25 protein-coding genes and 3 pseudogenes are annotated in these 25,818 nt (G+C 45.7%); 6 read left to right on the top strand and 22 right to left on the bottom strand.

Annotated features, from left to right (window positions below):
* Positions 1–139 precede the first annotated feature (139 nt).
* From ACWGOO_RS02390 to ACWGOO_RS02420, 7 genes are all read right to left on the bottom strand, one after another.
* Positions 140–709: a manganese catalase family protein gene (locus ACWGOO_RS02390; protein WP_452481179.1), complete on the bottom strand. Its 570-nt coding sequence runs from the start codon at positions 707–709 to the stop codon at positions 140–142.
* A 33-nt stretch (positions 710–742) separates the two neighbouring features.
* Positions 743–1,177 carry a spore coat protein CotJB gene (locus tag ACWGOO_RS02395; RefSeq protein ID WP_452481181.1) on the bottom strand — a complete coding sequence of 145 codons (435 nt, stop codon included), beginning with the start codon at positions 1,175–1,177 and terminating at the stop codon, positions 743–745.
* A gap of 1 nt (position 1,178) precedes the next feature.
* On the bottom strand, positions 1,179–1,403 hold the full coding sequence (locus tag ACWGOO_RS02400; RefSeq protein WP_452481183.1) for a spore coat associated protein CotJA: 225 nt from the start codon (positions 1,401–1,403) through the stop codon (positions 1,179–1,181).
* Between the two features lie 190 nt (positions 1,404–1,593).
* On the bottom strand, positions 1,594–2,949 hold the full coding sequence (locus tag ACWGOO_RS02405; RefSeq protein WP_452481185.1) for a hemolysin family protein: 1,356 nt from the start codon (positions 2,947–2,949) through the stop codon (positions 1,594–1,596).
* A gap of 16 nt (positions 2,950–2,965) precedes the next feature.
* Positions 2,966–4,096, bottom strand: coding sequence for a radical SAM/CxCxxxxC motif protein YfkAB (yfkAB, locus tag ACWGOO_RS02410; RefSeq protein ID WP_452481187.1), 1,131 nt, complete (start codon positions 4,094–4,096; stop codon positions 2,966–2,968).
* Positions 4,097–4,192: 96 nt separating this feature from the next.
* A complete protein-coding gene (locus ACWGOO_RS02415; protein WP_452481189.1) occupies positions 4,193–5,269 on the bottom strand; it encodes an HD-GYP domain-containing protein in 1,077 nt (358 codons plus the stop codon).
* Between the two features lie 37 nt (positions 5,270–5,306).
* Positions 5,307–6,761 carry a bifunctional metallophosphatase/5'-nucleotidase gene (locus tag ACWGOO_RS02420; RefSeq protein WP_452481191.1) on the bottom strand — a complete coding sequence of 485 codons (1,455 nt, stop codon included), beginning with the start codon at positions 6,759–6,761 and terminating at the stop codon, positions 5,307–5,309.
* A 319-nt stretch (positions 6,762–7,080) separates the two neighbouring features.
* On the opposite strand from ACWGOO_RS02420, the gene ACWGOO_RS02425 reads away from it, so the two are divergent.
* Positions 7,081–8,145, top strand: a complete 1,065-nt coding sequence (locus tag ACWGOO_RS02425) for an HD-GYP domain-containing protein (protein WP_452481193.1) — start codon at positions 7,081–7,083, stop codon at positions 8,143–8,145.
* A 230-nt stretch (positions 8,146–8,375) separates the two neighbouring features.
* Here the strand turns inward: ACWGOO_RS02425 and ACWGOO_RS02430 are convergent.
* Positions 8,376–8,456 (bottom strand): annotated as a pseudogene (locus ACWGOO_RS02430) (WGxxGxxG-CTERM domain-containing protein); the annotation flags it as partial.
* A 250-nt stretch (positions 8,457–8,706) separates the two neighbouring features.
* Here ACWGOO_RS02430 and ACWGOO_RS02435 point away from each other — a divergent pair.
* Positions 8,707–9,225, top strand: coding sequence for a DUF3231 family protein (locus ACWGOO_RS02435; RefSeq protein ID WP_452481195.1), 519 nt, complete (start codon positions 8,707–8,709; stop codon positions 9,223–9,225).
* Between the two features lie 214 nt (positions 9,226–9,439).
* Here the strand turns inward: ACWGOO_RS02435 and sufB are convergent, their stop codons facing one another.
* The 5 genes from sufB to sufC are packed head-to-tail and all read right to left on the bottom strand — an operon-like array spanning position 9,440 to position 14,609.
* Positions 9,440–10,837, bottom strand: a complete 1,398-nt coding sequence (gene sufB / locus ACWGOO_RS02440) for a Fe-S cluster assembly protein SufB (RefSeq protein ID WP_137062402.1) — start codon at positions 10,835–10,837, stop codon at positions 9,440–9,442.
* Between the two features lie 29 nt (positions 10,838–10,866).
* A complete protein-coding gene (gene sufU / locus ACWGOO_RS02445) occupies positions 10,867–11,289 on the bottom strand; it encodes a Fe-S cluster assembly sulfur transfer protein SufU (RefSeq protein ID WP_452481197.1) in 423 nt (140 codons plus the stop codon).
* A complete protein-coding gene (locus tag ACWGOO_RS02450; protein ID WP_452481199.1) occupies positions 11,279–12,502 on the bottom strand; it encodes a cysteine desulfurase in 1,224 nt (407 codons plus the stop codon). Before ACWGOO_RS02450 ends, sufU begins: the two co-directional genes overlap by 11 nt.
* Positions 12,499–13,803, bottom strand: coding sequence for a Fe-S cluster assembly protein SufD (gene sufD / locus ACWGOO_RS02455; RefSeq protein ID WP_452481201.1), 1,305 nt, complete (start codon positions 13,801–13,803; stop codon positions 12,499–12,501). Before sufD ends, ACWGOO_RS02450 begins: the two co-directional genes overlap by 4 nt.
* A 23-nt stretch (positions 13,804–13,826) precedes the next feature.
* Positions 13,827–14,609: a Fe-S cluster assembly ATPase SufC gene (gene sufC / locus ACWGOO_RS02460; protein ID WP_452481203.1), complete on the bottom strand. Its 783-nt coding sequence runs from the start codon at positions 14,607–14,609 to the stop codon at positions 13,827–13,829.
* A 477-nt stretch (positions 14,610–15,086) separates the two neighbouring features.
* Here sufC and mtnK point away from each other — a divergent pair.
* Both mtnK and mtnA read left to right on the top strand, forming a co-directional pair.
* Positions 15,087–16,282: pseudogene (gene mtnK / locus ACWGOO_RS02465) on the top strand (S-methyl-5-thioribose kinase).
* A 5-nt stretch (positions 16,283–16,287) separates the two neighbouring features.
* A pseudogene (gene mtnA, locus ACWGOO_RS02470) lies at positions 16,288–17,396 on the top strand (S-methyl-5-thioribose-1-phosphate isomerase).
* Positions 17,397–17,544: 148 nt separating this feature from the next.
* Here the strand turns inward: mtnA and ACWGOO_RS02475 are convergent.
* Together ACWGOO_RS02475 and ACWGOO_RS02480 are read right to left on the bottom strand one after the other, a co-directional pair.
* Positions 17,545–17,847 (bottom strand): YunC family protein, encoded by a 303-nt coding sequence (locus ACWGOO_RS02475; RefSeq protein ID WP_134914362.1) that lies wholly within the window; start codon positions 17,845–17,847, stop codon positions 17,545–17,547.
* A 179-nt stretch (positions 17,848–18,026) separates the two neighbouring features.
* Entirely contained in the window at positions 18,027–18,230 is a 204-nt protein-coding gene (locus tag ACWGOO_RS02480; protein ID WP_452481205.1) for a hypothetical protein, read from the bottom strand.
* Between the two features lie 204 nt (positions 18,231–18,434).
* On the opposite strand from ACWGOO_RS02480, the gene ACWGOO_RS02485 reads away from it, so the two are divergent.
* The gene (locus ACWGOO_RS02485; RefSeq protein ID WP_452481207.1) at positions 18,435–18,530 is read left to right on the top strand and encodes an IS3 family transposase; all 96 of its coding nucleotides are present in this window, start codon (positions 18,435–18,437) and stop codon (positions 18,528–18,530) included.
* A gap of 87 nt (positions 18,531–18,617) precedes the next feature.
* On the opposite strand, the gene ACWGOO_RS02490 is transcribed toward ACWGOO_RS02485, so the two are convergent.
* The 6 genes from ACWGOO_RS02490 to ACWGOO_RS02515 form a co-directional block, all read right to left on the bottom strand.
* Entirely contained in the window at positions 18,618–20,195 is a 1,578-nt protein-coding gene (locus ACWGOO_RS02490; protein WP_452481209.1) for a class I adenylate-forming enzyme family protein, read from the bottom strand.
* Between the two features lie 447 nt (positions 20,196–20,642).
* On the bottom strand, positions 20,643–20,813 hold the full coding sequence (locus ACWGOO_RS02495) for a hypothetical protein (protein WP_452481211.1): 171 nt from the start codon (positions 20,811–20,813) through the stop codon (positions 20,643–20,645).
* 41 nt (positions 20,814–20,854) lie between these two features.
* Positions 20,855–21,529: a VOC family protein gene (locus tag ACWGOO_RS02500; protein WP_452481213.1), complete on the bottom strand. Its 675-nt coding sequence runs from the start codon at positions 21,527–21,529 to the stop codon at positions 20,855–20,857.
* Between the two features lie 49 nt (positions 21,530–21,578).
* The gene (locus ACWGOO_RS02505) at positions 21,579–22,685 is read right to left on the bottom strand and encodes a hypothetical protein (RefSeq protein WP_452481215.1); all 1,107 of its coding nucleotides are present in this window, start codon (positions 22,683–22,685) and stop codon (positions 21,579–21,581) included.
* A 199-nt stretch (positions 22,686–22,884) separates the two neighbouring features.
* Positions 22,885–23,445: a sensor histidine kinase gene (locus tag ACWGOO_RS02510; RefSeq protein WP_452481217.1), complete on the bottom strand. Its 561-nt coding sequence runs from the start codon at positions 23,443–23,445 to the stop codon at positions 22,885–22,887.
* Positions 23,446–23,456: 11 nt separating this feature from the next.
* Complete coding sequence (locus tag ACWGOO_RS02515) at positions 23,457–23,939, bottom strand: hypothetical protein (RefSeq protein WP_452481219.1); 483 nt, start codon at positions 23,937–23,939, stop codon at positions 23,457–23,459.
* A gap of 187 nt (positions 23,940–24,126) precedes the next feature.
* On the opposite strand from ACWGOO_RS02515, the gene ACWGOO_RS02520 reads away from it, so the two are divergent.
* Entirely contained in the window at positions 24,127–24,357 is a 231-nt protein-coding gene (locus tag ACWGOO_RS02520) for a helix-turn-helix domain-containing protein (protein WP_452481221.1), read from the top strand.
* 275 nt (positions 24,358–24,632) lie between these two features.
* Here ACWGOO_RS02520 and ACWGOO_RS02525 read toward each other — a convergent pair whose 3' ends face one another.
* Positions 24,633–25,808 carry an MFS transporter gene (locus tag ACWGOO_RS02525; protein WP_452481222.1) on the bottom strand — a complete coding sequence of 392 codons (1,176 nt, stop codon included), beginning with the start codon at positions 25,806–25,808 and terminating at the stop codon, positions 24,633–24,635.
* Positions 25,809–25,818: the final 10 nt, after the last annotated feature.

Consider the following 25,818-nt stretch of genomic DNA (forward strand, 5'->3'; position numbering starts at 1 on the left):
CATTTCTGTTCACCTATATAGACAAGACAACATGAAGGGCTCTTCCATACTGAAGAGCCCTTCATAAAATTACAATTCTTCAAAAGAAAAATGTCTCCTGCAAGCTTTAGCTTACCAAGAGACATTCTGAATGATTTCCTTAAAACATTTTCTTTTGATCCCGGTCTTCCTTCAAAATTTCCACAGACTCGCGGAAACGGAGCGAATGGATGATTTCGCGTTCACGCAGAAACTTCAGACTATCTTGCAAATCCACATCATCTGTCAAATCAATCAGCCACTGATATGTAGCTCTAGCCTTTTCCTCTGCCGCAATATCCTCATACAAATCCGCAATTGGATCGCCTTTGGCTTGAAAATAGGTCGCTGTAAAAGGAACACCGCCCGCGTTTTGATAATACAGCGCATGATCATGCGCCGCATAATATTCCCCCAGCCCGGCTGCCTTCATTTGCTCTACACTCGCATCCTTGGTCAGCTTGTAAATCATAGTTGCAATCATTTCGAGGTGCGCAAATTCTTCCGTGCCGATATCATTGAGTACACCGATAACCTTATCGGGAATTGTATACCGCTGATTCAGATACCGCAAAGCCGCCGCCAGCTCGCCATCCGCTCCGCCATACTGCTCCATGAGCAATTTAGCCATATGAGGATCACATTTGCTGACACGTACGGGATATTGCAGCTTTTTCTCATATACCCACATTTATGTTCCTCCTTTACAAAAGGTTGTACCTACTTATACCTGCCACGGCCAAGGGGATTGGCTCCATTCCCAAGGATACTTGGAATAGGCACGGCCAAAATTTTGCAGAGGTCCGTATAGAAGCTGATACTCATTAGCAATCCCGGTCCTTTCCTGTGTCAGCTTATTGAACTGTTCGATAGCCTGTAAATCATCCGGATGCGTATTAAGATATAAATTCAGTTCCACCAATACAAAATCCACCGCCTGGAGCTTTTCCAGCAGCGCATAAAACGGTGCATCACCCGGCTTGGTCTGAGGGCCATAGCCCTGAGATGGGTTTCTGTCGTTCTGATTGTAGCCCTCAGCATGGTTTTGCTGTTGATACGGGTCTGCATAGGGGCTTTGATACGGATTCTGCTGCTGGTTATCAACCTGATTTCGATTCTGGGGCTGATTTTGGGCCCGACCCTGATTTGGATAATCCATTTTACTCGCCTCCCTCCCGGTTTCTACAAGACTCATAAGGGCTGTAAAACAAGGGCCATAGCGTTCCCTTCCTCAGCGCCTCTTCTGGACTGAATTGAGGCAAACCTGGGGGCTGAAATTGTACAAACAGGTTCGGTGGAAGCACAAAGGTTTTGCACAAAACGGGCGGGCACGGATCGAACGGACCGACAAACGGGGCAAACTCACCTTGCTGTGGAAATTTCACGGGCCGGGACCTCCTTTGATTGATCCATCTGCTTTACTATTCAACATATGCGGCATCACCCAAGTCTCGAACAAAAAATTACAGATAAAAAAAGAACCTTCAAAACCACGATAACGTGGATCTAAAGGTTCTTGCTTCTACACTCTATAATAGCTTTCATACCGGAACTGACCCTGACCATCTCTATGGATCAGGACTCATCGGTGGAAAGTTCATCTTCGGCCACAGGTTCGGGCTTGCAGTGAATCCTCACTCTCATAATACGAAGCCTTGTCGCTTCCTCCACCTCAAAGGTCAGGTTATAAAACTCAATTTTTTTCCCCTTCGCCGGGCTGCCTTCCAGTTCTTTAAACAGCCAGCCCCCGATGGAATCCACTTCGTCGTCTTCAATGTTCACCCCGGTCAGATCATTGACATCCTCAATGAGCATACGGCCGTCCACCGAAATGAGATTATCCTTAATCTCCACGCTTGGACGTTCATCTTCAAATTCATCGTAGAGATCCCCGACGATTTCCTCCAATATTTCCTCCGCTGTCAGTAACCCGGCCGTTCCGCCGTACTCATCGACCACGAGAGTCATCTGGGAATGCTTTTTCTGCATAAGACGCAGCACGTGACTCACTTCCATGGATTCTGGCACATTCAAAATAGGACGCACCACCGAGGCCAGATCCAGTTGCTCGCCCTGCTCAGCCAATAGAAGATCGGTAATATGAACGAAGCCGATAATCTGGTCCTTATCCTCAACCGCTACCGGGTAGCGAGAATGCTTGGTATCACTGATGATTTTCAGATTTTCCTTAAACGATAAATTCGTATACAAGCAGTCCATATCCGTACGAGGAAGCATAATTTCACGGGCCAGCAAATCGGAAAAATCAAAAATATTGTCCATCAGCTTGATTTCGTCCTTATCAATAACACCGCTTTTCGCGCTCTGATTCATCAAGATACGGATCTCTTCCTCCGAATGCGCCGCTTCCGCTTCACTCGCAGGTTGAATGCCGAACGCCCGTAATAGCCAATTCGCAGCGGCATTCAACACCCAGATGACGGGCAGAAATATCTTGTAAAAAAGCAGTAAAGGAGCGGATAAAAACAAGGCTACACTTTCGGTTTTCTGAATGGCCACAGACTTTGGAGCCAGCTCACCCAATACAATATGCAAAAAGGTAATCAAGCAAAATCCGACGACAACGGATACCGTTGTAATCAGTGTACCGTCAGTTACACCGAGTTTGTGCATGAGTGGCTCGATCAGGTAGCCGGATATTGCTGGTTCACCAATCCAGCCCAAACCCAATGAAGCCAGCGTAATGCCTAATTGGGTGGCAGATAGATAAGCATCCAGTTTCTGGTTTACCTTTAACGCATAGCCTGCCATGCGATGCCCCTCACTCTGGAGCTGCGTCAATCGGGATTGGCGCATTTTGACCAGCGAAAATTCCGCCGCCACAAATACACCGTTCAGAAAGACGAGCAGCAGTACCAAAAGAAGATTCACCGTTAGCAATCCCCAATGAAACTCGGGTTGACCTTCCAATACAAACTCCCCATTTCTATAGCTGTAATGCTCTTCTGGATTTAAAATTTACTCCCTTGTAATACATATCCGCTACGAGCAGATTCGGTCCGCAGCAGGCGGCGGCATCACAATGACAGTTCACGGTCTGATTCAACGGATGCTCATTCAGCCATTCACCGAAAATATCGTCCAGACCGCGCTCCTGAATATTTCCGAAAGCCGGAATGTCTGCGAAATCCGTCACATATACACTGCCCGTGAACATATTCACATTTACGCGGTTTCTTCCATCCGGATCATTACGTACCGTAATATTCGGTTCTTGGCGCAGTCGACGAAGCAGCTTGCGGTCTTCCTCCCGGTCCGAGCAGGCAAAGAATGGCAACGTGCCAAACAGCATCCACATATCCTGATTACGTACATCCAGCAGCTTATGAATGGAGTTACGCATATCGTCGAGTGAAAGGACAGGCAAGGTAGAGGCAAAATTCGATGCGTACATCGGATGAACCTCATGCCGTTGACAGCCCATTTCATTAATCAACTGATGAATACCCTCCAGCTTCGTGTGAGTACGGTAATTAATCATGGATTCGGCAGAAATAAACATCCCCATTTCGCTCAACCTGCGGGCGTTTTCCACCATTTTCTCATAAAGGCGAACAGCTCCCGCGCGTGGAGTCGGACGTCCGGTATTTGCAAAACCCACTTCATAAAAATCGTCGGCATTCAAATAATTAAACGATATATGCATGACATCCAGATAAGGAAGCATCTTCTCATATCTGCGAATATCCAATGTCAGGTTGGAGTTAATTTGCGAGCGAATACCACGCTCTTTGGCATATTTTAGCAGCGGAACGATCACTTCGTCCACCGTTTTATCAAGCAAAGCGGGTTCTCCGCCTGTCATACTGATCGTCTCCAGATGCTCGACTTCATCCAGTCGTTTCAGCATCAGATCCAATGGAAGGAAGGGAGCCTCCTTCATAACAAGCATGTCGCCCACAGCGCAATGCTCACAGCGCATATTGCACAGATGCGTCACGGTCATTTCCACACTTGTCAGCAAATGACGGCCATGTGTACGCAGTGAGACAATCGGGTCCCACGGATCATACGCTGGCGATATTTGTGGAAGTGTGTTGTTTTGTAGAACTGTCATTATTTTTCACCTTATTTCTGTTATTAACCTCAAAAGACGTATGAATATCATATCATGATGTGTAAAGTGTCTACATGTATTCTTCCACATCATCTGCTAATCCACGTGTATTGCTCCAAAAGGGAAAACCGTAGTACCCCGTGTGTTGGTAATCATCACTGAAAGAGATACGGACAGATCCACATCATAAGGCGCCTTCAGTTCCTGCCCGTCCCGATCCTTCACAATGCGAATAACGGGCCTTTGCGGGATTTTGGAGTGTATGCGCACCACAACCCCTTCTTCCCCCGTATTGAGCACCACGGAGAGCCCCAACGGGTATATAGCTACACAATCGCGGAATGCCTCCAGCATCCGTTGCTCATACAGCGTACCTGCACCTGCATACAGCACCTCCACCGCTTCAAAGGGCAACAAAGCCTGCTTGTATATTCGACTTGCTGTCATCGCATCGTACGAGTCTGCCAGACCGATCCACTTGGCGTATTCGTGGATTTGGTCCTTCTTCCAGCCGTTTGGATATCCAGTGCCGTCGATACGTTCATGATGCTGCAATGCGCAGTGAGCAGACAGCAGGGGAATACCCGGTTCTTCTTTAAGCAGCTTGTAGCCGCTCACCGTGTGTGTTTTCATGTGCTCGTATTCCTCGTCTGTCAATTTGCCCGGCTTATAGAGCACTTGAGGTGAAATTTTCATTTTACCAATATCGTGCAGTAGTGAACCTATGCCCAACTCCATGAGCTGGTTGTTATCGTAGCCACTAGATATTCCCAGTACAAGCGAATACAGACATACGTTCAATGAATGATGATACAGATCCTGATCTGCCGCCCCAATATCCATCAGCATAATAATGGCGTCCTGACGGCCTCCTATATCGTCCAGAATGGATTCCATCACCTTATAAAATGACTTGCCAAAGTATTGGTGCTTATGATCTACGGAGTAGGAGGACAGACCCTGAAACTGCTTTTTGATCTCCTGTAGCGCCGCTGCCTTCGTCTGTTCATGGATCATTTCAGGAATCACGATATCTTCTGTCACTGCATCCTCAATGTATACATATCCAATTCCGACTTGGCCTAGACGTTCAATCAATCGCGAAGTAAGCTCAACACCTTCCGAGAGCAGCACCATTCCATTTTCATTGTAAATTTTTTTGCCTAGCTTCATGCCGGCTCTCAATAATGTAACAGGTACCAGTCGCAGCTTAATCCTCTCCCGATTGTTTTGATACCTGAAGCCACCTAGCTACAAAACACTCTTCCATCGCGCCCGGAAGCTTCAACTCCATTTCAATCAAATCCCGCAAAAATTCTGGAAGCATAAATCGGAGCTCCGTTCCGCCCGCAAGCACTTCATAACCTGCTCTGAAAGTGAACATATCCAACGTGCCCACCGTATATTGCTCATTTTCTTCCAATGAATGACCCGCTACATGTATATCCGTCACTTTATCATAAGGAGCGCGGGCCGGATCATATTGAATCTCCAGACCTTCCACACACATCGTACCCAGCACTTTACCTCTAAATCCAAATCCCGTCATTTTCTTGTCAGCAAATTCCGGCAGCAAGGACTGCTCCAGCGCCAGCCGGATGTCTCTTCCCCACAGCTTCATGACACAGGCATTAATCGGCGAAGGGCATAAGGAATGCAGCATTCCCTTGCTGATATCACCTTGAGGTAAAGATCCAAGCAGTTGGCCCGCATTCACAAGAGAAATAGCGGTTCCCGTAAAATGTGACACCGATTGTGCCAGCAAATTTCCGAAAGGAGATTCCCGATCATATGCGATCTCCAATTTCCGATCCGTCACCGCCACCGTGCTCTCCATGGCACGCTCTGCCTGTCTGCGATGCAGTACAATCGCGGACGCCACCTTTTCATCCAGCAGCGTATGATCTACAGGAACTACGCCACCTGACGTAACCCGAAACGGTTCCTGACTATTGTTGCGGCTTAGTGTCACTTCACCCAGCAGCGTTCCATACTTACCAGCCCCACATACAGCCGTATTCCCGATCCACAGCGGTTCCTCCAGCACATGATGGGTATGGCCTCCGAGAATAACGTCAATTTCAGAAAACTGCGACGCTAATTTCTCATCGGTAGGCAAACCCAGATGCGACATTACGACCAAAATATCAACCTGCTTTCTCAGTGCTGCGATCTGCTCACCCAGTACCTCGAACGGATCAAGAGCATTCCAGCCCAGCAATCGGTAAAACGCTGTAAAAGGAGCCGTCACACCGAGCAAACCGACCTTGATCCCTGCTTTGTCCAAAATCAGGGAATCCCTCATCCACGAAGGACTCGCCCCCGTGGCACTTTCTATCATATTGCCACATACGACCGGGCAGTGAATTCCCGCGTAGGCCTGTTCAAGAATATCCGGGGTAAAAGTCAGACCCTCGTTGTTACCAATCGTAATTGCATCGTACCCCGTCAAATTGATCACATCCACATTCGCCCCACCCAGCGTTCCTTCCGTCTCGGGGGCCATCCGGTCCATGTGGTCTCCTATATCCAATACGAGCAGCGCATCCCCTAATGCGGCTCTTTGTTCATCAATCATTGCGGCTATCGAAGGCATACTGCCAAAATGACTGTGTATATCATTCGTATGCAAAATGGTCAACGTTTGCAGAGTCGTCATCTCCATAACCGCCCTCCTCTATATTTTATATATCGACTTTGAAGCTTCTAATGTTTAAGCATACCACTTTCTTTAGTATTATGGTACATGTCAGTGGGAGTGCGCTACTACCGACGATTTAGCTACTATGTTAGTCTCAAGATACAGACATGGGGAGAAGCAAAGTCACAATGTGTTCGTATGCCTCTGAGATGAGTAGGGCCCTCGGACCTATTTTACAACTTGTAATAATAGTAAATTAGTCGTTGTCATCCCATATAATTCTTGATATATTAGGATTGTTTCGTATTTTCCACAAATTTACGACAATAAGGAGGTTAAGCGCATGAGAGTTCACATTACCGATGCCAAGCCAGGAGATCTTCTCAGATCTGATACATACAATGAACACGGCGTACCCGTCATGATTCAGGGCACCAAGCTACAGCACGACGATATTTCCAAGCTCATCATGCATGGTGTCGATTATATCGACATTGATGCCGGTTCAGCGAGCATTCCGGTTGACTTTGCCCCCGATGTTCCGGCTTCCCCCGAGTCCCTTAAACGTGCCGTTCCCCTCATGGAGCAGACTATTCATGGCTTTGAAAGCATATTTCTCAAAGCTTCCGCAACCGGCAAATTTGACGAATTTGAAGTCGATGAGCTGATCGGCCCCCTCGTTTCAGAGCTGGCTCGTCAAAAAGATGTCGTATCTCTGCTGTTAATCATGGAGCGGGGTGATCACTATACGTACAATCATTCTCTCCAAGTAGGTATACTGTCATATTACATTGCCATATGGCTAGGATATACGGAAGAAGAAGCCTATACCGCCGGTAAAGCCGGATATTTACACGATATAGGCAAGTCCATGATACCGAATGAGATTCTGAATAAACCTGATAAGCTAACACCTGAAGAATTTAAGGAAATGAAAAAACATTCCCTCTACGGCTATGATATCATTCGCAATTCAACCAGCGATGAGATTTCAGCAATCGTCGCCTTGCAGCATCACGAAAGAGAAGATGGAAGCGGATACCCTCATGGACTGTTCAAGGAGGATATCCATCCTTTCGCTAGTATTACGGCGGTTGCGGACGTATATAGCGCTATGATCTCCAACCGTGTGTACCAGACGAGGCAGGAGCTGCTCACCGTACTGCGCGAGCTGCACAGCATGAGCTTCGGACATCTGAACCCGGAAGCCACTCAAGTCTTCATCCAGCATATGCTTCCGAACTTTATTAACAAGCAGGTCCTTCTGACTTCGGGTCAGACGGGAACGATTATTTTGAACAATCCTGCCGATTATTTCAGACCTTTAGTGAAAATGAATGAAAATGAGTATATAGATTTGTCCAGAGAGCGACATGTATCCATTGATGAAGTTTATTTGGAATCCTGATTTGTGACCCCGCACTGATTTCCAATTACCGCCCAACGGTTCTTCGGTAGAACAGAACGGAATGTTCTGCCGAGGCACATGCTACGCGAAAGAGACTGTCCTTAAATCCGTAGATTCTTTCTACGAAGGACAGCCTCTTTTTATGTTACAACAAATGCTTGGTGGTTATCATGGCTCAGCTCCAGGCTAACCCTTATAAAACAAGGATAGCACATTTAAAGTTGGAAAGTTCAACGTTTATCGACTTTACGAGTATCCCGATCACGACGTCTTAAACCGAGTAATCCAACTAAACCTAAAAGGCCAAGCCATCATCAATACCGTTAAAAACATCATCTTAACCTTTTTTAACATATGATCGACTCTTCTAATTTAGTGTTTACAATAGATTAAGTATGTCCAATGTATTATTCTGTATGCAGCATACTTTTAATACCTATTAATATGAAGTGTCTATGTGAAAATTATGTATTCTTAGCTCATATCTGGTCTTACTTAATTTTTTCATTGTTGGGCACTCTATATTTGCACGAAATAAAATATAAAGGAGCGACAAATACGATGGGTATCCTAAGCGGTAATCCAAAAAATGAACCTATGCACTATGGAGAAATTTATACCGTGTGGCAGTTTTCTACATTAGCAAAGGGCAGCGTTTCATTTTACCAAGCATTTTTAAACCACGCTGGAGACAAGGAACTAAAAAAAGTACTGGAAAATCTTATTGATCAGGCTAAACTTGAAATTAAAGAATGCGATACATTGCTCACTGATAACGGAATTGCTCCCGCTCCTACCATGCCAGAAAGACCACCTGTGAAACTTGAAGATATCCCTGCTGGGGCTAGGTTTACTGATCCCGAAATAGCAGCTAAAATCGCATTAGATACATCAGTCAGTTTGGCGTCTTGCAGCCAAGCTATGGGCCAATCAATTAGAGAAGACATCGGTGCTTTATTCGCTAAATATCACCTCACTAAGACCGCTTTAGGGGTTAGAATACTCCAAATGAACAAAGAAAAGGGCTGGCTTATTCCCCCACCTCTTCAAATAAAACGCCCTGAACCTGTTCAAGCATAAATTTATTTAGGAGCTTGTTCGTAACGACACATATGTACAAAAATCCCCGCCGACTCATTATGGTTAGCGGGGATTTCCTATTTAAAAGCGTCAAGATCACCACAGACACGTATTTACATGTTACTGAAGAGATTGAAGACGATGCCCTTACCCTTTATGAACAAAAAAGGGGCAAAAGACGTTTAGCAAACCAGGAAACCCCACTATATCAGGCTTAACCGATGCTACCTTCCATCTCGAATTTGATCAAACGGTTCATCTCTACCGCGTACTCCATTGGCAGTTCTTTCGTGAACGGCTCGATAAAGCCCATAACGATCATTTGTGTCGCTTCCGCTTCGGTAAGGCCACGGCTCATCAGATAGAACAGCTGATCTTCCGATACCTTGGATACCGTTGCTTCGTGCTCCAGCGTAATATCGTCGTTCATGATTTCATTATAAGGAATAGTATCCGAGGTCGACTGATTATCCAAAATCAACGTATCACACTTGATATTCGATTTTGCCCCTTGAGCCTGACGACCGAATGAAGCCAGACCACGATACGTTACTTTACCGCCATGCTTACTGATCGACTTGGATACAATCGTCGATGTCGTATCTGGTGCCAAGTGGATCATTTTCGCCCCTGCATCCTGATGCTGGCCTTTGCCTGCAACTGCAATGGACAAGACCATGCCTTTGGCTCCACGGCCTTTCAGTACAACGGCTGGGTACTTCATCGTCAGCTTGGAACCGATGTTGCCATCGACCCATTCCATCGTTGCATTTTCTTCTGCAACCGCACGTTTGGTTACCAGGTTGTAGATGTTTGGTGCCCAGTTCTGAATCGTTGTGTAACGAACGCGCGCGTTCTTCTTACAAATGATTTCCACCACGGCGCTATGCAGCGAGTTTGTGCTGTAAATTGGAGCCGTACAGCCTTCTACATAATGCACAAAGCTGTCTTCATCGGCAATAATGAGCGTACGCTCAAATTGTCCCATGTTTTCCGAGTTAATACGGAAGTAAGCCTGCAATGGAACTTCACATTTTACACCCTTCGGTACATAGATAAAACTTCCGCCTGACCATACCGCACTGTTCAGTGCTGCAAACTTGTTGTCCGCAGGAGGTACAACTGTTGCAAAATACTCTTTCAGAATTTCAGGATGCTCACGCAGCGCTGTATCGGTGTCCATGAAAATAACGCCCTGATCTTCCAGTTCCTTTTGCATGCTATGGTAAACAACCTCGGATTCATACTGTGCGGATACACCAGCCAAAAACTTTTGCTCCGCTTCAGGAATCCCCAGTTTATCAAAGGTTTCCTTAATTTCCGTAGGAACCTCTTCCCACGTTTTTCCTTGCTTCTCGGAAGGTCTTACATAGTACTGGATATCGTTGAAATCCAGCTCATTCATATCTCCGCCCCAGTTTGGCATAGGCATTTTTTCAAACTGCTTTAGTGCTTTCAGACGGAATTCCAGCATCCATTCTGGCTCATCCTTAATTTTGGAGATTTCTTTTACGATTTCTGGAGTGAGACCCTTACCTGTTTGGAAAATGGATTTGTGCTCGTCACGAAATCCATATTTATACTCTTCCATTTCCGGTGCTTTCTTGGCCATGTTTCTCAAACCTCCTCTATTCTAGTTAATTATTGTTCTTCATCAATTCCTTTGCGCAGCGCGTTCCAGGCCAAAGTCGCACATTTGATACGGGCCGGGAACTTATTGACACCTGACAAAGCTTCCAGTTCTTCATAATCGTCGAATTCAGCGGCTTCACCCTTCATCAGAGAGGAGAAGCGATTCGCCATATCCAGCGCCTGATCAATCGTTTTTCCCTTAACCGCCTCTGTCATCATTGAAGCGGAGGACATGCTGATTGAACAGCCTTCCCCTGTAAAACGAGCAGCCTCGACAACGCCGTCCTTCGTCTTGAGTTGAAGAGAAATCCGGTCGCCGCATGTAGGATTGTTCAAATCCACCGTGACCGCGTCATCCTCAAAACGTCCGCGATTCCGCGGATTTTTATAATGATCCATAATTACACGTCGGTACAAGTCATCAAGTTGCATCGCCAAAATACTCCTTCGTTTGGATTAAGGCGCTGATCAAAACGTCGACTTCCTCTTCTGTGTTATAGAGATAAAAGCTGGCTCGCGCCGTTGCACTGGCTTTCAACCAGCGCATCAATGGCTGGCAGCAGTGATGGCCTGCACGTACAGCCACCCCTTTACTATCCAGCACGGTCGCTACATCATGCGGATGCACATCATCCAGATTGAATGTTACGAGTCCCACATGACGTTCAGCAGGACCGTAAATCGTCAAGCCTTCCACTTCACGGAGACGTTTGAGAGCATAGTTCGCCAGACGGCTTTCATGCTGTGCAATCGCGTCGAGTCCGATGCCTTCCAGAAAATCAATAGCTGCTCCCAAGCCAACAGCTCCAGCGATAATTGGAGTTCCACCTTCGAATTTCCAAGGCAGCTCCTTCCATGTGGATTCATACAATCCCACATCGTCGATCATTTCCCCGCCGAACTCAATCGGCTCCATGTTTTCCAGCAGTGCCTTTTTGCCGTACAGTGCCCCGATCCCTGTAGGACCACACATTTTGTGACCAGAAAAGGCATAGAAATCAGCATCTATGTCTTGTACGTCTACTTTCATATGCGGCGTGCTTTGTGCACCATCGACAACGATGATCGCGCCTTTGCGATGTGCAATAGCCGCAATTTCTTTGACAGGATTCACAACGCCAAGCACATTGGAGACATGCGCAATAGCTACAATTTTGGTGTTTTCTGTAATGATTTTTTCCACGTCAGCCAGATCAACGCTACCATCCTCTTGAAGCGGAATATATTTTAAAGTTGCGCCTGTGGCTTTGGCTACCTGTTGCCACGGAATCAGATTGCTATGATGCTCCATCGGTGTGATGACAATCTCATCACCTACCTGACAGTTGGCTCTACCATAGGAAGAAGCGACCAGATTCAGCGCCGTTGTAGTTCCTCTTGTAAAAATAATTTCCTGACTGCGCTTCGCATTCAGAAAACGGGCTACTTTCTCCCGCGCACCTTCATAAGCATCCGTAGCGCGACTACCCAAGGTATGCACTCCACGGTGAACATTCGAATTGTCATATTCGTAGTAGTGCTTGATCGCCTCGATGACCGCCAACGGTTTTTGCGAAGTCGCCGCATTATCCAAATACACCAGCGGATGACCGTTAATCTCCTGATGTAAAATCGGGAATTGTTCACGGATTAATGCAGTATTCATTGGCCCAACTTCCTTTCAACAAGGCTTTGCAGCTGCTGTTGAAGTCCTTCGAGCGGAATTTCAGATACGACAGGTGCCAGAAAGCCATAAATAATCAGACGTTCGGCTTCTGCACGACTAATCCCGCGGGACATCAAGTAATACACTTGTTCGCGGTTAACCTGACCGACCGATGCTGCGTGACCTGCCGTCACATCATCTTCATCAATCAACAGGATCGGGTTAGCGTCTCCACGCGCTTTCGGGCTAAGCATCAGAACACGTTCTGTTTGCTGACCGTCTGCTTTAGTAGCCCCTTTTTCGATTTTTGTAATTCCGTTAATAATGGAAGAAGCTTCTTCACGCATAACTGCACGCGTAATCATCTGACTTGCGGAATTTTTACCAAAATGCTGTGCCTGTGTCGTATAATTCAGCTTTTGCGAGCCGGAACCTACAGCAATGACCTTGGCATCCGAGTTGGAGCCGTTGCCTTTCAGCACGGACATGGTATTGCTCGCTGTGTTGCCATTGTTCATTTCGCCCACAATCCATTCGATGGCTGCGTCATTTCCCAACGTGGCACGACGAATCGAAATATCCGTTACTTGCTCTCCAAGCTGGTGCACCGTCGCAAAACGAACTTTAGCTCCTGCATTCGCAACCACTTCTACTGCACCGTTATGAATAACAGGTGTCGCCATATCCGCAGATACATAGTTGTCTACATATGTTACAGAGCTATGGCTTTCAGCAATGAGCAGCACATGCGGTGCAAACGTTGCTGTCGCATCATCCGTCAGGAAAACAGCCTGAAGCGGAACGTTCAGTTCTACGTTTTTAGGCACATAAGCAAATACTCCACCGTTCCAGAGTGCTGCATGCAATGCAGACAATGAATTTTCCTCAGCCTTAACAACTGTGTTCAGATGGGCTTTAACCAAATCACCATGTTCCTTGACCGCTGTTTGTAAATCCGTGAAAATGACACCTTGTGCTGCCAGTTCCTCGTTCAGCTTTACATATACCGCGCCGGAGTTGCGCTGAATAATCAGACCGCCCTCCTGCTGTTCTTTAACCAGATCAGCAATCGCTGCGGGAACCTGCTCCAACGATGCAATGGCCTCACTGTTTTTATGTTGACCGTAATCGTTCAAATTCCAACGCTCAATTTTGGTTTTTTCAAATACCGGAAGTTCCAGTTTGCCTGCAAGCTCAAGTGCTTTTTGTCTGTCTTCGATCAGCCAAGACGGCTCGCCGTTACGCTCAGACAGAACACGCAGTTGCTCGGAATCTACCGGAAGGATTGTTTGTGTACTCATCAGTTTTCCTCCTCGATTCCGGCTTACGCCTCTTGTCCTACAGTTTCATCAACGATGCCCAGCTCTTCCTTGATCCAGTCGTAACCGTCTGCTTCCAGACGTTCAGCCAGCTCAGGACCGCCGGATTTAACGATACGTCCTTGCATCATTACATGTACATAATCAGGTTTAATGTAGTTCAACAGACGTTGGTAGTGAGTAATCACAAGAAAACCACGGTCTTCAGAACGCATAGCGTTCACACCGTTAGCCACGATTCTCAAAGCATCGATATCAAGACCGGAGTCGATTTCGTCAAGAATGACAATTTTCGGATCAATCATCATCATTTGCAGAATTTCATTCCGTTTTTTCTCACCGCCGGAAAAGCCTTCATTCAGGTAACGGTGAGCAAACTCCGGATTCATTTCAAGCTCCTTCATTTTGCCTTCCATCTGACGGATAAACTTGATCAGAGAAATTTCTTGTCCTTCTTCACGGCGTGCGTTAATTGCACTACGCAAAAAGTCGGAGTTCGTTACCCCTGCAATTTCACTCGGATACTGCATAGCCAGGAACAATCCCGCACGTGCGCGCTCATCCACTTCCATGTCCAGCACATCTTCTCCATCCAAAGTTACTTTGCCATCTGTGACTTCATATTTGGGATGCCCCATCAAAGCAGAAGCTAATGTACTTTTACCCGTTCCGTTAGGACCCATGATGGCATGGATTTCTCCACCCTTCATTTCGAGGTTGATGCCTTTCAGAATTTCCTTGCCTTCAATGGTCGCTTTGAGACCTTCAATCTTAAAGTTTGTAGCCATATTCGGAATACCCTCCAAAATTTGTAGTGTGGTGTCGAAATCAGAAAGTATATTTAACAGGGGAGCCCCCTGATTTCAAGCAAACGAAGTATTTAAAAATTTATTTATAATCATTCTAAACTGATTATCAATGATTCTCAAGTTATTTTATAATAAATATCTTTAAGGGTGCAACCAACAAAAACAGGTTAAGCAACTTTCTTCATAAAATATTCATAATAACTCAGCTCAATAACATACGAACCTGACTAAATTATGAAGTGTGTTCAAAAGCCAACGTGATGAACAATGAAGAAGAAAGGTACCAAAAAGCAATCAAAATGCTGTAAATGTCTTTTTCAGCTATAAAAACGCTACCGACAGCATGCCGTCAGTAGCGTTTTTCGTTATATTTAGCTATATCCAATTGAAATGGTCGGTTTAATATTTTAGCATTTTCAGAAATCGACTTATGCACATTTTATGGAGGTGACTTCGTTGTCCCAATATCATCCTCTAACGACAGAAGAAGCTATTGCATTCGTGAAGGGCATCCCCGGATTTTTTAGTCAGGACGCCCGTCTGGAATGCCGCGAAATCGGAGATGTCAACCTGAATCTGACAAGAGTATCATTGCCAAGCAGGCGCTTCCCTATGTAAAAATCGTGGGTGATTCCTGGCCGCTGTCACTGGATCGTGCCCGTATTGAACGCGAGGCACTTCAGCAGAAGCACCACATTTGCCCTGAGCTAGTTCCCGCGGTGCTCGGTTATGACGATGAACTTGCCTTGACTGTGATGGAGGATCTTAGCTCATACACATCATGCGTAATGGATTACTCGAAGGAAACGCATATCCGCATTTTGCTGACCATATTGGAGAGTTTCTGGCACGTACGCTCTTCTTCACCTCGGATCTGGGCATGAATCAAGCAAGACAAAAAAGAGTGGGTCAAACGCTTTATCAACCCGGACCTTTGTAAAATCACCGAGGATCTTATTTTGGATGAGCCTTATCGGTTTTCGGACAATAACAACTATGGTTCGTACATCGAAGACGAGGCTGAGGCACTTCGTACAGATCATGCCATTCACCTGGAAGTGGCTTTGCTGCGCGAGAAATTTCTGACGCGAACAGAAGCGCTACTGCATGGTGATCTTCATACAGGTAGTATTTTTGTAACAACGGAGTCCACTAAAGTCATTGATCCCGAATTTGCCTACTACGGACCGATGGGCTTTGATATCGGAGCAGTGATTGCCAATCTGCTGTTGAACTACGCAGCACAGCCCGGATGGACTTCTGGCGAGACAGCTGTACAGGAGCGCCGTGACTGGCTTTTAGAGACTGCCATTCAGGTATGGGAGCGGTTTGAGAGCGGGTTCCGCAAACTGTGGGACGAGCATGTTGCTGACCACATGGCCCGTACACCGGGATATCAGGACTTGTACCTCCAGAAAGTGCTGCAAGATACGATTGGCTTTGCTGGCTGCAAGGTCATCCGCCGCATCATCAGCTTGTCACATGTGGCCAATATAGACACGATTGCCGATCCTGCGATCAAGGAAGCAGCGGAAAGACTGGCGTTATCTATCGGGAAAACCTTGGTTCTACGCAATCGTGAGGTGCATTCGATTCGTGAATTGGGAGACATTATTCAGATAGCAACGGCTGCCTCAATTAAAGGAGCTTAATGGATATGAGTGAAAATAAAGAATCTGTGACTAAAGCTTCCAATGAAGCAATAGTGCCTGGTCAGGCTCTATCGTCGCTAGTATGGAAAGGTGACCACCTGTCCATGCTGGACCAGCGCCTACTGCCTGAATCCATCGTGATGTTGGATTTATTCACAGCCGAGGAAGTGTGGGATGGCATCCATGCCATGAAGGTACGCGGTGCGCCGGCCATCGGGATGGCTGCGGCCTACGGTGTTGTTCTGGGTGCTTCCGCTTACGGCGGAACCGATGTTGCTGGATGGCTGGAGCATGTACACAGCGTTTGCGGGCATTTGGCTACATCACGACCGACCGCGGTGAACCTGTTCTGGGCACTGGACCGCATGAAGAAGCGAGCCAAGGAACTAACCGCCGAAGCGACCGGAGGACGGGTCGAGGATTGGAATGCCGGATTGGAGCGTGAAGCTATATCCATTCAGGCAGAAGATGAGGAAGTATGCCGCCTGATCGGCGTCCATGCTTTACCTCTATTCCAAGACGGCATGGGCGTGCTCACTCACTGCAATGCAGGCGGGCTGGCGACAGCGAAGTATGGGACGGCGCTCGCGCCCATGTATCTCGCACATGAGAACGGCATACACCTGAAAGTGTTTGCCGACGAAACGCGTCCTGTGCTCCAAGGGGCGCGACTGACGGCTTTTGAACTTCAGCAAGCTGGTATTGATGTAACCCTGCTGTGTGACAACATGGCTGGCATGGTCATGGCCAAAGGATGGGTTCAGGCCGTCATCGTCGGCACGACAGAGTCGCTGCCAATGGCGATGTCGCCAACAAAATCGGTACTTACAGCTTAGCTGTGCTGGCCAAGGCGCATGGTATTCCTTTTTATGTAGCTTCGCCGCTATCTACAATTGATTTGCACACGGCAACAGGTGCAGACATTCCCATCGAGGAACGCCCTGCGGAGGAAGTTACCGAAAGTTTCGGCAAAAGGACGGCTCCACAGGGTATCAAGGTCTATAATCCGGCTTTCGACATTACGCCTCAGGAATACATTACCGCCATCATTACCGAAAAAGGGATCGTTCAAGCCCCCTTTAGAGACAGCCTGCCCGCTTTATTTGCGGATTAATTTGTCTGCCAGGCCATGTAGCTCGTATGAAGGCTGAATCGTTTTACTCGATAAAATGCAACTTTTCTATTGAAAGAACCGGAGCAAAGCCGAAGCAGCTCCGGTTTTTTCGCGTTTTTCTACCTTCGTACAGCAAAAGCTCCACCACTTAGACCAATTTCAAAAGCGCCTCATACCCCGGCATACCCGGCTTAATCCCAAGCTGCTCCGCTTCCGTCGTCACCGACTCCATGGGTGCTTCCAACAATTCGCGTAGCGTTTTTACACCCACAGCTCGTGCGGCAAGAATTTTCCGATCTCCCAGCCGTTCATTCAGCAATCCGACATCCAGTGCGCCGCACATGATGTAACCACGGGAGTTGGAGATAGTCAACAGTGTTGTTTTAGGCAGTTTGACCTCAACTCCGATAAATGTATGCTCACCCACCTGTACGGGTTCCATGTGTATCATTGTTCTCACAAGCACCTCCTCTTTGTTCATCCGGGATATTTTATGCAGTATTTGCGCGTGAGTGTGGACACCCGTGGATATGTATTGAATTTTAGTACACTAATTTTGTGGAGTGACTATTGAGTAATGTGCATTTTCTGCGCATTCCAAATCAATTGGGTAATTCAGAATGCAATTCTTTAAATCTCTATGCTGTCCCACAACTCTAAAATAGTCTTATCGTCAATCTTCCCATTCGCCAATAATTCTTTTGCTGATTCAAAAGACTGCGAAAAACTGTCTCTTTCACGAGTAAGAAAGTACTCTTCTTTATTCTGGCTAATCCAATAGCTATCATTTTTATAGTAGAACTGGAACTCTTCCCCCATTTCAAAACGTTCCACCAATTCATTGCCTCTTTTGATGGCATCCAATTTTATTTTGTCGATTTTTATAGAAATAATAGGCCTATAGCATCAATTTACATTTTATGCATAATAATAAACAGATTATACCTTTTTTATGTTATTATTAAGTAATCCAAAAAATAGAAGAGGAGGTGTGCGTGTACCACAAAAAAATTAAAGAACACAGCAATTATTTTACTGGTGTATTGCTGGTTTAACCATATTCGGATTCATGGATCTCTGGATTACTTGAGTCCGGCTGAATTCAAACAGAGACACCACAAAAAAGCTGTCTAGTTTAGTGTTGACAATCCAGATCTGGTTGACCTAATAATACGAATAAAATCCTAGAGTCCTGCTGTTTTATTGAACTAACGTTCTCCGTTAGTTCAACGCTTCAGATACAGATAGGGATAATTGATTACGCAATCGCTTTTTGTCCACCTTATCCACGGCCGTTCGAGGCAAAGTATCTAGGATGAACAAATGAGATGGCCATTTGTGCCGTGCGAGACTTGGTTCGCAATACGTCTGCAGCTGTGCCAGGTTCAAGCTATAGCCTTCCCGTAGAACTATGCAAGCGACAAGTGTCTCACCCTCGCAGTGAAGTGGGATTCCGATTACGGCCACATCATGAACCATCTCATGGCTTGCGATCACCTGCTCTACTTCAGCACAATACACGTTTGAACCGCCAACTATAACTATATCCTTCAGTCGATCCAATACATAAAGATAACCATCGACATCCAGATAGCCAACGTCACCGGTCCGAATCCAGCCGTCGAGCATCGCTTCGTTGGAGGCCTCCGGTTGACGCCAATACCCAATCATAGTCTGCGCACCTTGAACAACTATTTCGCCGGGCTCGTTTGCTTCTACCTCCTGATCGTCCCCGCTGATGATTCGAACCTGAAAGGCCTGTTCCCCCTGAGCGGCTAGATCGGCTGGACGACCTACAGATCGAAGGCGAATGGGATCGTCTTGATGCTGGATAGGAAATAATCTGCTGATGGACATTCCGCATTCCGCTTGCGAATAGTTGTTGACAATCATCGCTCCCGGGAATTGCACAATCGCGTCCCGCAGGGTTTCCGGTACAATGATGGACCCTCCGCAACCGATCACCTTCAGGCTTTGCATATCCCTGCCGGTTGCAGCTGCCTCTCGAGTGAGGTCACGAAGCAGCTGGCCGACTGTACTGAGATGTGTAATCCGGTCGCGTTCCACGGCCTCCATTATGCGGTGCACGTTTGCCGGATACTCGTCCAGAAAGACCAAGCAGCCTCCAGCAGCCATAGTCGCCCACAGCTGGAATTGCCCAACAAGATGCGATATGTTGAGCACCAGTACACGACGCCCGATATCATAACCGAAACCAGCGGAGGGGATAAATTGATTCCAGGTTGCCATGCCACGATGCGAATGCATTACCCCCTTCGGACTACCCGTTGTTCCGCCTGTATAGATCAGAACGGCTGTATCGTCTGAACTTCGCTTGCAAGTGCCAGCTGGAGGCGATCCAAGTTCCTTAAGCAAAAGAGAATTCAGCGAAGTAGAAGTCGATCCTTCTTCCGTTGTGAACAGCTTTGGAGGATTCGAGAGAAGCTTTATCGTGGAGTTAGCGGTATCGGAGTGACGATTGTCATGAATGAGCATATACGGTTCCGCATCCTCAAGAATGGCTGCGATCTCGGGTGCAGTAAGTAAAGGGGACGGCACGAGCGGGATAACACCAATCCCAACTGCGGCATAAAGCGCTAGAACAAGCTGTGGATCAGGATTACCGAGTAGAGCAAGTCGATCACCTGGCCGGAGGCCCTCGGCATACAGGGCGTGACTGAGTCTTTCAGCGTGGCGATGAAGTTCCCTATAATTTATATACTGCCCGTGACTCAGAAGCGCTGGCGCCTCAGGGTACAAACTTGCTGCCAATGGTAAGCGTTCAGATAGAAGCAACATTATCGTCTCCAATATTTTAATTTAATTAGGTGTGAAAACTAGGAATAAAAAGATCATACCATAAATATGGAAACATTAGGTATATATTTTTCCAATCATACCCATTAATTCTTCTGATAAATCACTCTTTTACCAGAAAATTTGGTTAAAACCCATGGTGTTGAGCTAATCTGCCCGTTAGCTTAACGCCACTACATAGTCTAGAACTTTATTTTTACGGTCTAATACCTTATTTTTCAGTCTAATACTTTATTTTCTAGGTACATTAGCCGATGGATTGAAGAAGTTTCATTACCTGCTCTTTATGATATCCGTCATGATACACGAACATTTCTTGCAAAAAGCTTTCCATGGTGTACGAGCTATTATGGAATTGACTTATAAAAACGGATTCTGAAACCATTTTTAGTTTTCCAATCATCCGCTTACGTTGAGAAATAGCTTCATTTAACAAATCATGAAATTTTTATCCCAACCCATAATATGACTGATAATATCTTGAATTGACCAAGTACCAGCTATCTGTTTGCAAAGTATATCATCTGAGTAAGGAGATAATGTAGAAATGAAAGCAGTCCATTTTTCTAAATCATCAGAGATCTCAGCAATCGTTGCCAAGTGAATTCCTTCTGTCTGATATTAGAGCGAGAAGTTCTAAATCAGATTGATCTCAATTCGTACAAGCCATTTTGAAGCGAAAGACTGGCAGGACATGTGCCTTTAATCAAGACTTTGGTGTTGTACTCGCGCGGCACCCTATCGTCCGGGAACCAAGGCCGCTGCTTGTCTATTACAATTAATAATCCTTCCGCGTCCCCTAACGGCGCGAATTGGTTCCCGGCCCCGCCCCATGAATCAAGTTGGAACACTTCTGTTATTGTTTGACAAAATTCTGGAACGTTATATACGGGAAGTCCAATCTCACTTATACGAAGTAGATGCTTTGGCCCGAAAGCTTCATCTACGGCGTTATTGAGCGAATGGTGAGCGATGAACTCAATGAGGTTATGATCTGGATCATAGAAGTAAAGTGCTGTTGCATTCCAGCTTTCGAAAAGAAACTCATCCTCTTCGGTTCTTGAAATCAATGAGATGCCCCGGTCGATTACCCATTGTTTTGCTTCTATGAACTTATTGGTTGGAATCGTAAACGCAACGTGATAAAACTCATTCTCCATGAGGGAATCTTCCTGAAAAGCAAGAACCGATTCGCCAGCTCGAAATGACAACCGTGAAGCGGTTTCCTCCAGAACTTCCAGACCCAAGAGAGAGCCGTAAAAAGCTTTCATGGCATCAAATCTGTGTGTATTTAAGAGCACTTCTGTTATTTTCATCGCGTTCGTCATCCTCCTCTTTATGTTCCCAAATTGTAATGATTTTTGCTCAAGATAACTTGATCACATAAGCTGTGGATTGATATCCTGTGTCCTTCAAGACCCCTGTTGGAATCAGCAGCTTTTTACCGGAAGGGCTCCAGCGTAGCTGGTCACTTATGCCATTATCGCCCAGGACCGGAGTTTGCTCCCCTGTTTCTGCTTCTGTAATGAAAAAACGGTATTTGTCTCCATCCTCAGAAACCGCATAGGCCAGCTTGCTGCCATCCGGCGACCAGATTGTACCGAACAGTTGCATACCCGAAGCCAATGTGGACAGCTCTTTCCCTTTGGTATCGCAGAGAACCAATACGTTCTCCCCAGGTTTGGTGTGTTTAACAACCGCCAGCTTGCTGCCATCTGGGGAAGGAAGGACCACCCAGACGTTTTTTTTCAGGACTTCGGGTTGCTTGGTTTCGATATCATAGGCGATCAATTCCCCCATTGCAACATAGTAGATCATGTTTCCCGACTGAGCCACGCTAGAAACGCTTCTCTGTCCAGTCTTGACTGCGACCTCACTTTTTCCGTTCACATCAGCCCTGATAATGTCCCCTTCCATATTGGGAAAAATAACGTGACCTGCATCCTCCCATACGCCTCCCCCGGCCATAAACTCTGCATCGTACATCTTCACGGAAACGCCGGTTTCAAGATTCATGATGTAGCCGATTCCTGTGGATTCATACAATTGCTGATAAAGCATATGCTTCCTGTCAGGGGACAGCTTTGCAAATCCGTAGCTTTTCTCCCCCTCCAGCAGCGGCGTCTCCCCACTGGAAGCAAGATCATATTGATAAAGGTTATGTGGATAACGTTTCTCACCTTCAATCATCACGGGGGACAGCTTCCTGTTCTCTTTATCAACGGCAAGCGTGCCTTCACTCACCCAATCCATCCCGCGCACACCCTCGATCTTAGCAATGCCCTCCAGCTTCAACTTGGTGTATACGGATTCAGTGGTGTTATCCATCACAGTAATCTTTTTGCCGGACTTCTCTACGACCTGCCGCGCCTCTGTTTTTCCTGTACTACAAGCGGTCATGGATATAAGAGTCGCCGTGACAAGCAGAATCAGTCCCGTCTGGCCCAGCTTGCTGTGGATATTTGCGTTCATTGCATGATTCCCCCTAAAAACGTTGTACAGCATGGACATGATTGAATCCGATTCGTACAAACTCACTGCGGAAGCCTAATCATTAGTTTTGTGTAACCTTTGCTTACTCTAAGCATACTGGAGGAGTATTTCCAAACCACGGCTGTTTGTTTCCAAGTTGTAAACTTTTTGCGTAGCTTTGATACAGAGTGCAGACCTGTTAAGATGTGGCCGGAAAAGATAGCTCAAAAACCGAACCTTCGCCTTCCGTCTCCAGCAACGTAATGCTTCCATTCTGCTTCTCAACCAGATTGCGTACCAGTGACAGCCCGAGTCCCGTGCCGCCTGATTGCCTGGATCGATCGCGGTTGACCGTGTAGAAGGGCTCGAAAACCCTCTCTCTAGCTTCATCAGGAATGCCTATGCCGGAATCACGGATCGTGATCCTTACCCGGTTGTCTCTAAGTTCGCTATGAACATGAATTGTTCCTTGAGGGACATTATATTTGATCGCATTATCCAGCAAATTAATAAAAATATGCATAAAGCTCTCTTTATCAATCCAGATGTGAGCTGGCTCCGAATCACAGGAAATAGTGATACCGAAGCGCTCCGCCTTGCCGCTCATACGTACACAAACATCCCGCAGCCCCTCTGCAACCTCCAACAGCTCGGCCTGTGACTCAAAATCATATTTTTCCAGCGCTGACACCTGTAGCACCTTCTCCACCATTTCATATAGCCGCTGAGTTTCTTGGGCGATGCTGGCCTTGGCTTCCAAAAGCCTGGCATTTACGCCTCTACAGGATTTACAGCATATAAATCCATGAACTTCTGGTTTGAAAGCTGATCACGCTTAAGAAATTCATTTTTCATATTGTATAATAGATTTAATACATCTTCGTCATTCACATTCACGATACGATTCACAAATGCATTGCGTCTTTCCACGTTATTCAATATGATTTGGATAGCGTTGCGTATATGCCAAGCCTCCGGGCCAATACTGAGCATATGAATTAAATCGTTCGTAGTCAGGTCAGGGTAAAATGGGGCTGGTTGAATTATTCGTGTCCACACTCCATCGTTCCCGTTCTCAAACACTTGAATCGCATCAGTTACATTCATCCCAATGGTCTGCCATTGGCGGTTGAGGGCATCTGTAATGTGATAGTAGTGCAGCCCGGCTTCTTCGTTTTCTTCTGTTTGCTCCCAAACCTGTCCCATACGAACAATGGTTTTGATGGCTTGTTTGTTGGTTTTAGTGTTTTGCATTATGGTATCATCCCCCAATTCAATTTTTGGAAAAATGGCAATAGCAAAGCCAAGGGTATGTTGTGCATCCCTTTGATAAGGTATCAGTATTATTACATGATCGTTTAACGATCAAATGCACAAACACAGTATAGCATATGAACGTTTAGTGTGCAATAATTTACATGCAGTCTTTGGAGGTTTTTTAATGGATAATAAGGATTGGGTCTTATACTGTAAACTGGGAGAAATAATTGAAAAGCACGATGTGTCTGTATTGAAGCTATCTGAGGATATTAACCATAGAAGAACAACGATTATGGATTTAATGCATAATAAAGACATGGAGAACAAGCGTATACCTTCCTCCCTTATCACTAAATTGTGTGTTTATTTCGATATCACTCCTAACGATTTATTTGAAATTCGTAAGCTCTAAATAAAACGGAGACCCGTAAAATATAGACTCTGAAAAGAGTTATTTTTACGGGTCCCACGTTTACGTAATTAGTAAATAATTATCATTGGAAAGCTCATTCCGATCTCCGAAGACGCTTTATAAAGGAAAGCACTCCCCAGATAAACAACGCCAAGATACCACCGAGGATTAAGATTGTAATTAAAATATTACTCCATTCGAAATGCAATCAACATCACTCCATGCATCATTTTATGGTCATCATGTAGGGTACTCTTCTAATGTCTATCCATATTTTAACTCACGTTTACTTTTTCTGCATTCGATTTGAACATTTTTACTTTAATGATGATTGTTAAAAAAGCCAGAAGTGTAAACATTATTCCGCTCCAGATAAGCTGGTGTATTCCAAAGTGAGAGATAAACCAACCGCCAATTGAGGCCCCTATAGTAATGCCAAGATTAGAAAATGAAACAAACAAGCTGTTACCGAACTCGGGAGCTTCTTTCGTCTCTGCCGTTAGCCATGCTTGGCTAATAATAAGCCCTCCAGAATGCACTGCCCCCCAAATGAGTACGACCACAATCATCAGAAGGAAAGAAGAACTCAAATAATAAATAAATAAGTAAATGATCACATAAAGCAGTGAAAACATAAGGACGGTCTTTATAAGATTTTTATGTAATAACCCTCCAAATAAAAAATTCCCAAATATCATGATGATCCCAAAGACCATCAACATGATACTAATCCATGACCCATTCATATGGGTGACCTCACCAAGATATTCAGCAAAGTAACTGTACACAGAGAACATAGCTGCAAAGATAAAAATAACGGTCACGATATTGAACCATAATTGAGGTTTACGAAGTATACCGAGCTGTTTTCCATAAGACATTTTCTCTTTAACCGGCATAGAAGGAAGCCAAATAAGGATTCCTGTAAAGGCAATCATGCTTACAACAGCCCCAAACAAGAAAGCGGCTTCTAACGATATTTTTTCTGCGAGATAAGAAGTTAAAGGTACGCCAAAAGCAAATCCGACCGTTATTCCGGCGAAAACCTTGGTGACTGCTTTACTGCTTTTTTCCGGCGGGACAAGTTTAGCAGCGGTCACTAGGGCAACCGAAAAAAAGACAGGATGAAAAATAGCAGGGAGAATGCGGAAAATGAGCATCACATCGAACTCGGTTGTAAAGGCATAAACCATATTTGAAATCACAAAACTGAGCACAGCCGTTAAGAGAATGACTTTACGATTTATACCGGAAACGATTAAGGTCAGGAATGGACCTGAAATAGCAACAACTAAAGAAAATACACTTACAAGCCAGCCAGCCCGTGAAGTCGATATATTAAATTTTTGAGTGACCTGGGGTAAAACACCTATAATCCCCATTTCCGTTGTAATAATGCCGAATACGCCTAAGGCCAGAATCATAATAAGCAAAGAGTTAACCTGTTTCATTTTAAATGTA

Source organism: Paenibacillus sp. NPDC055715, assembly GCF_053617595.1.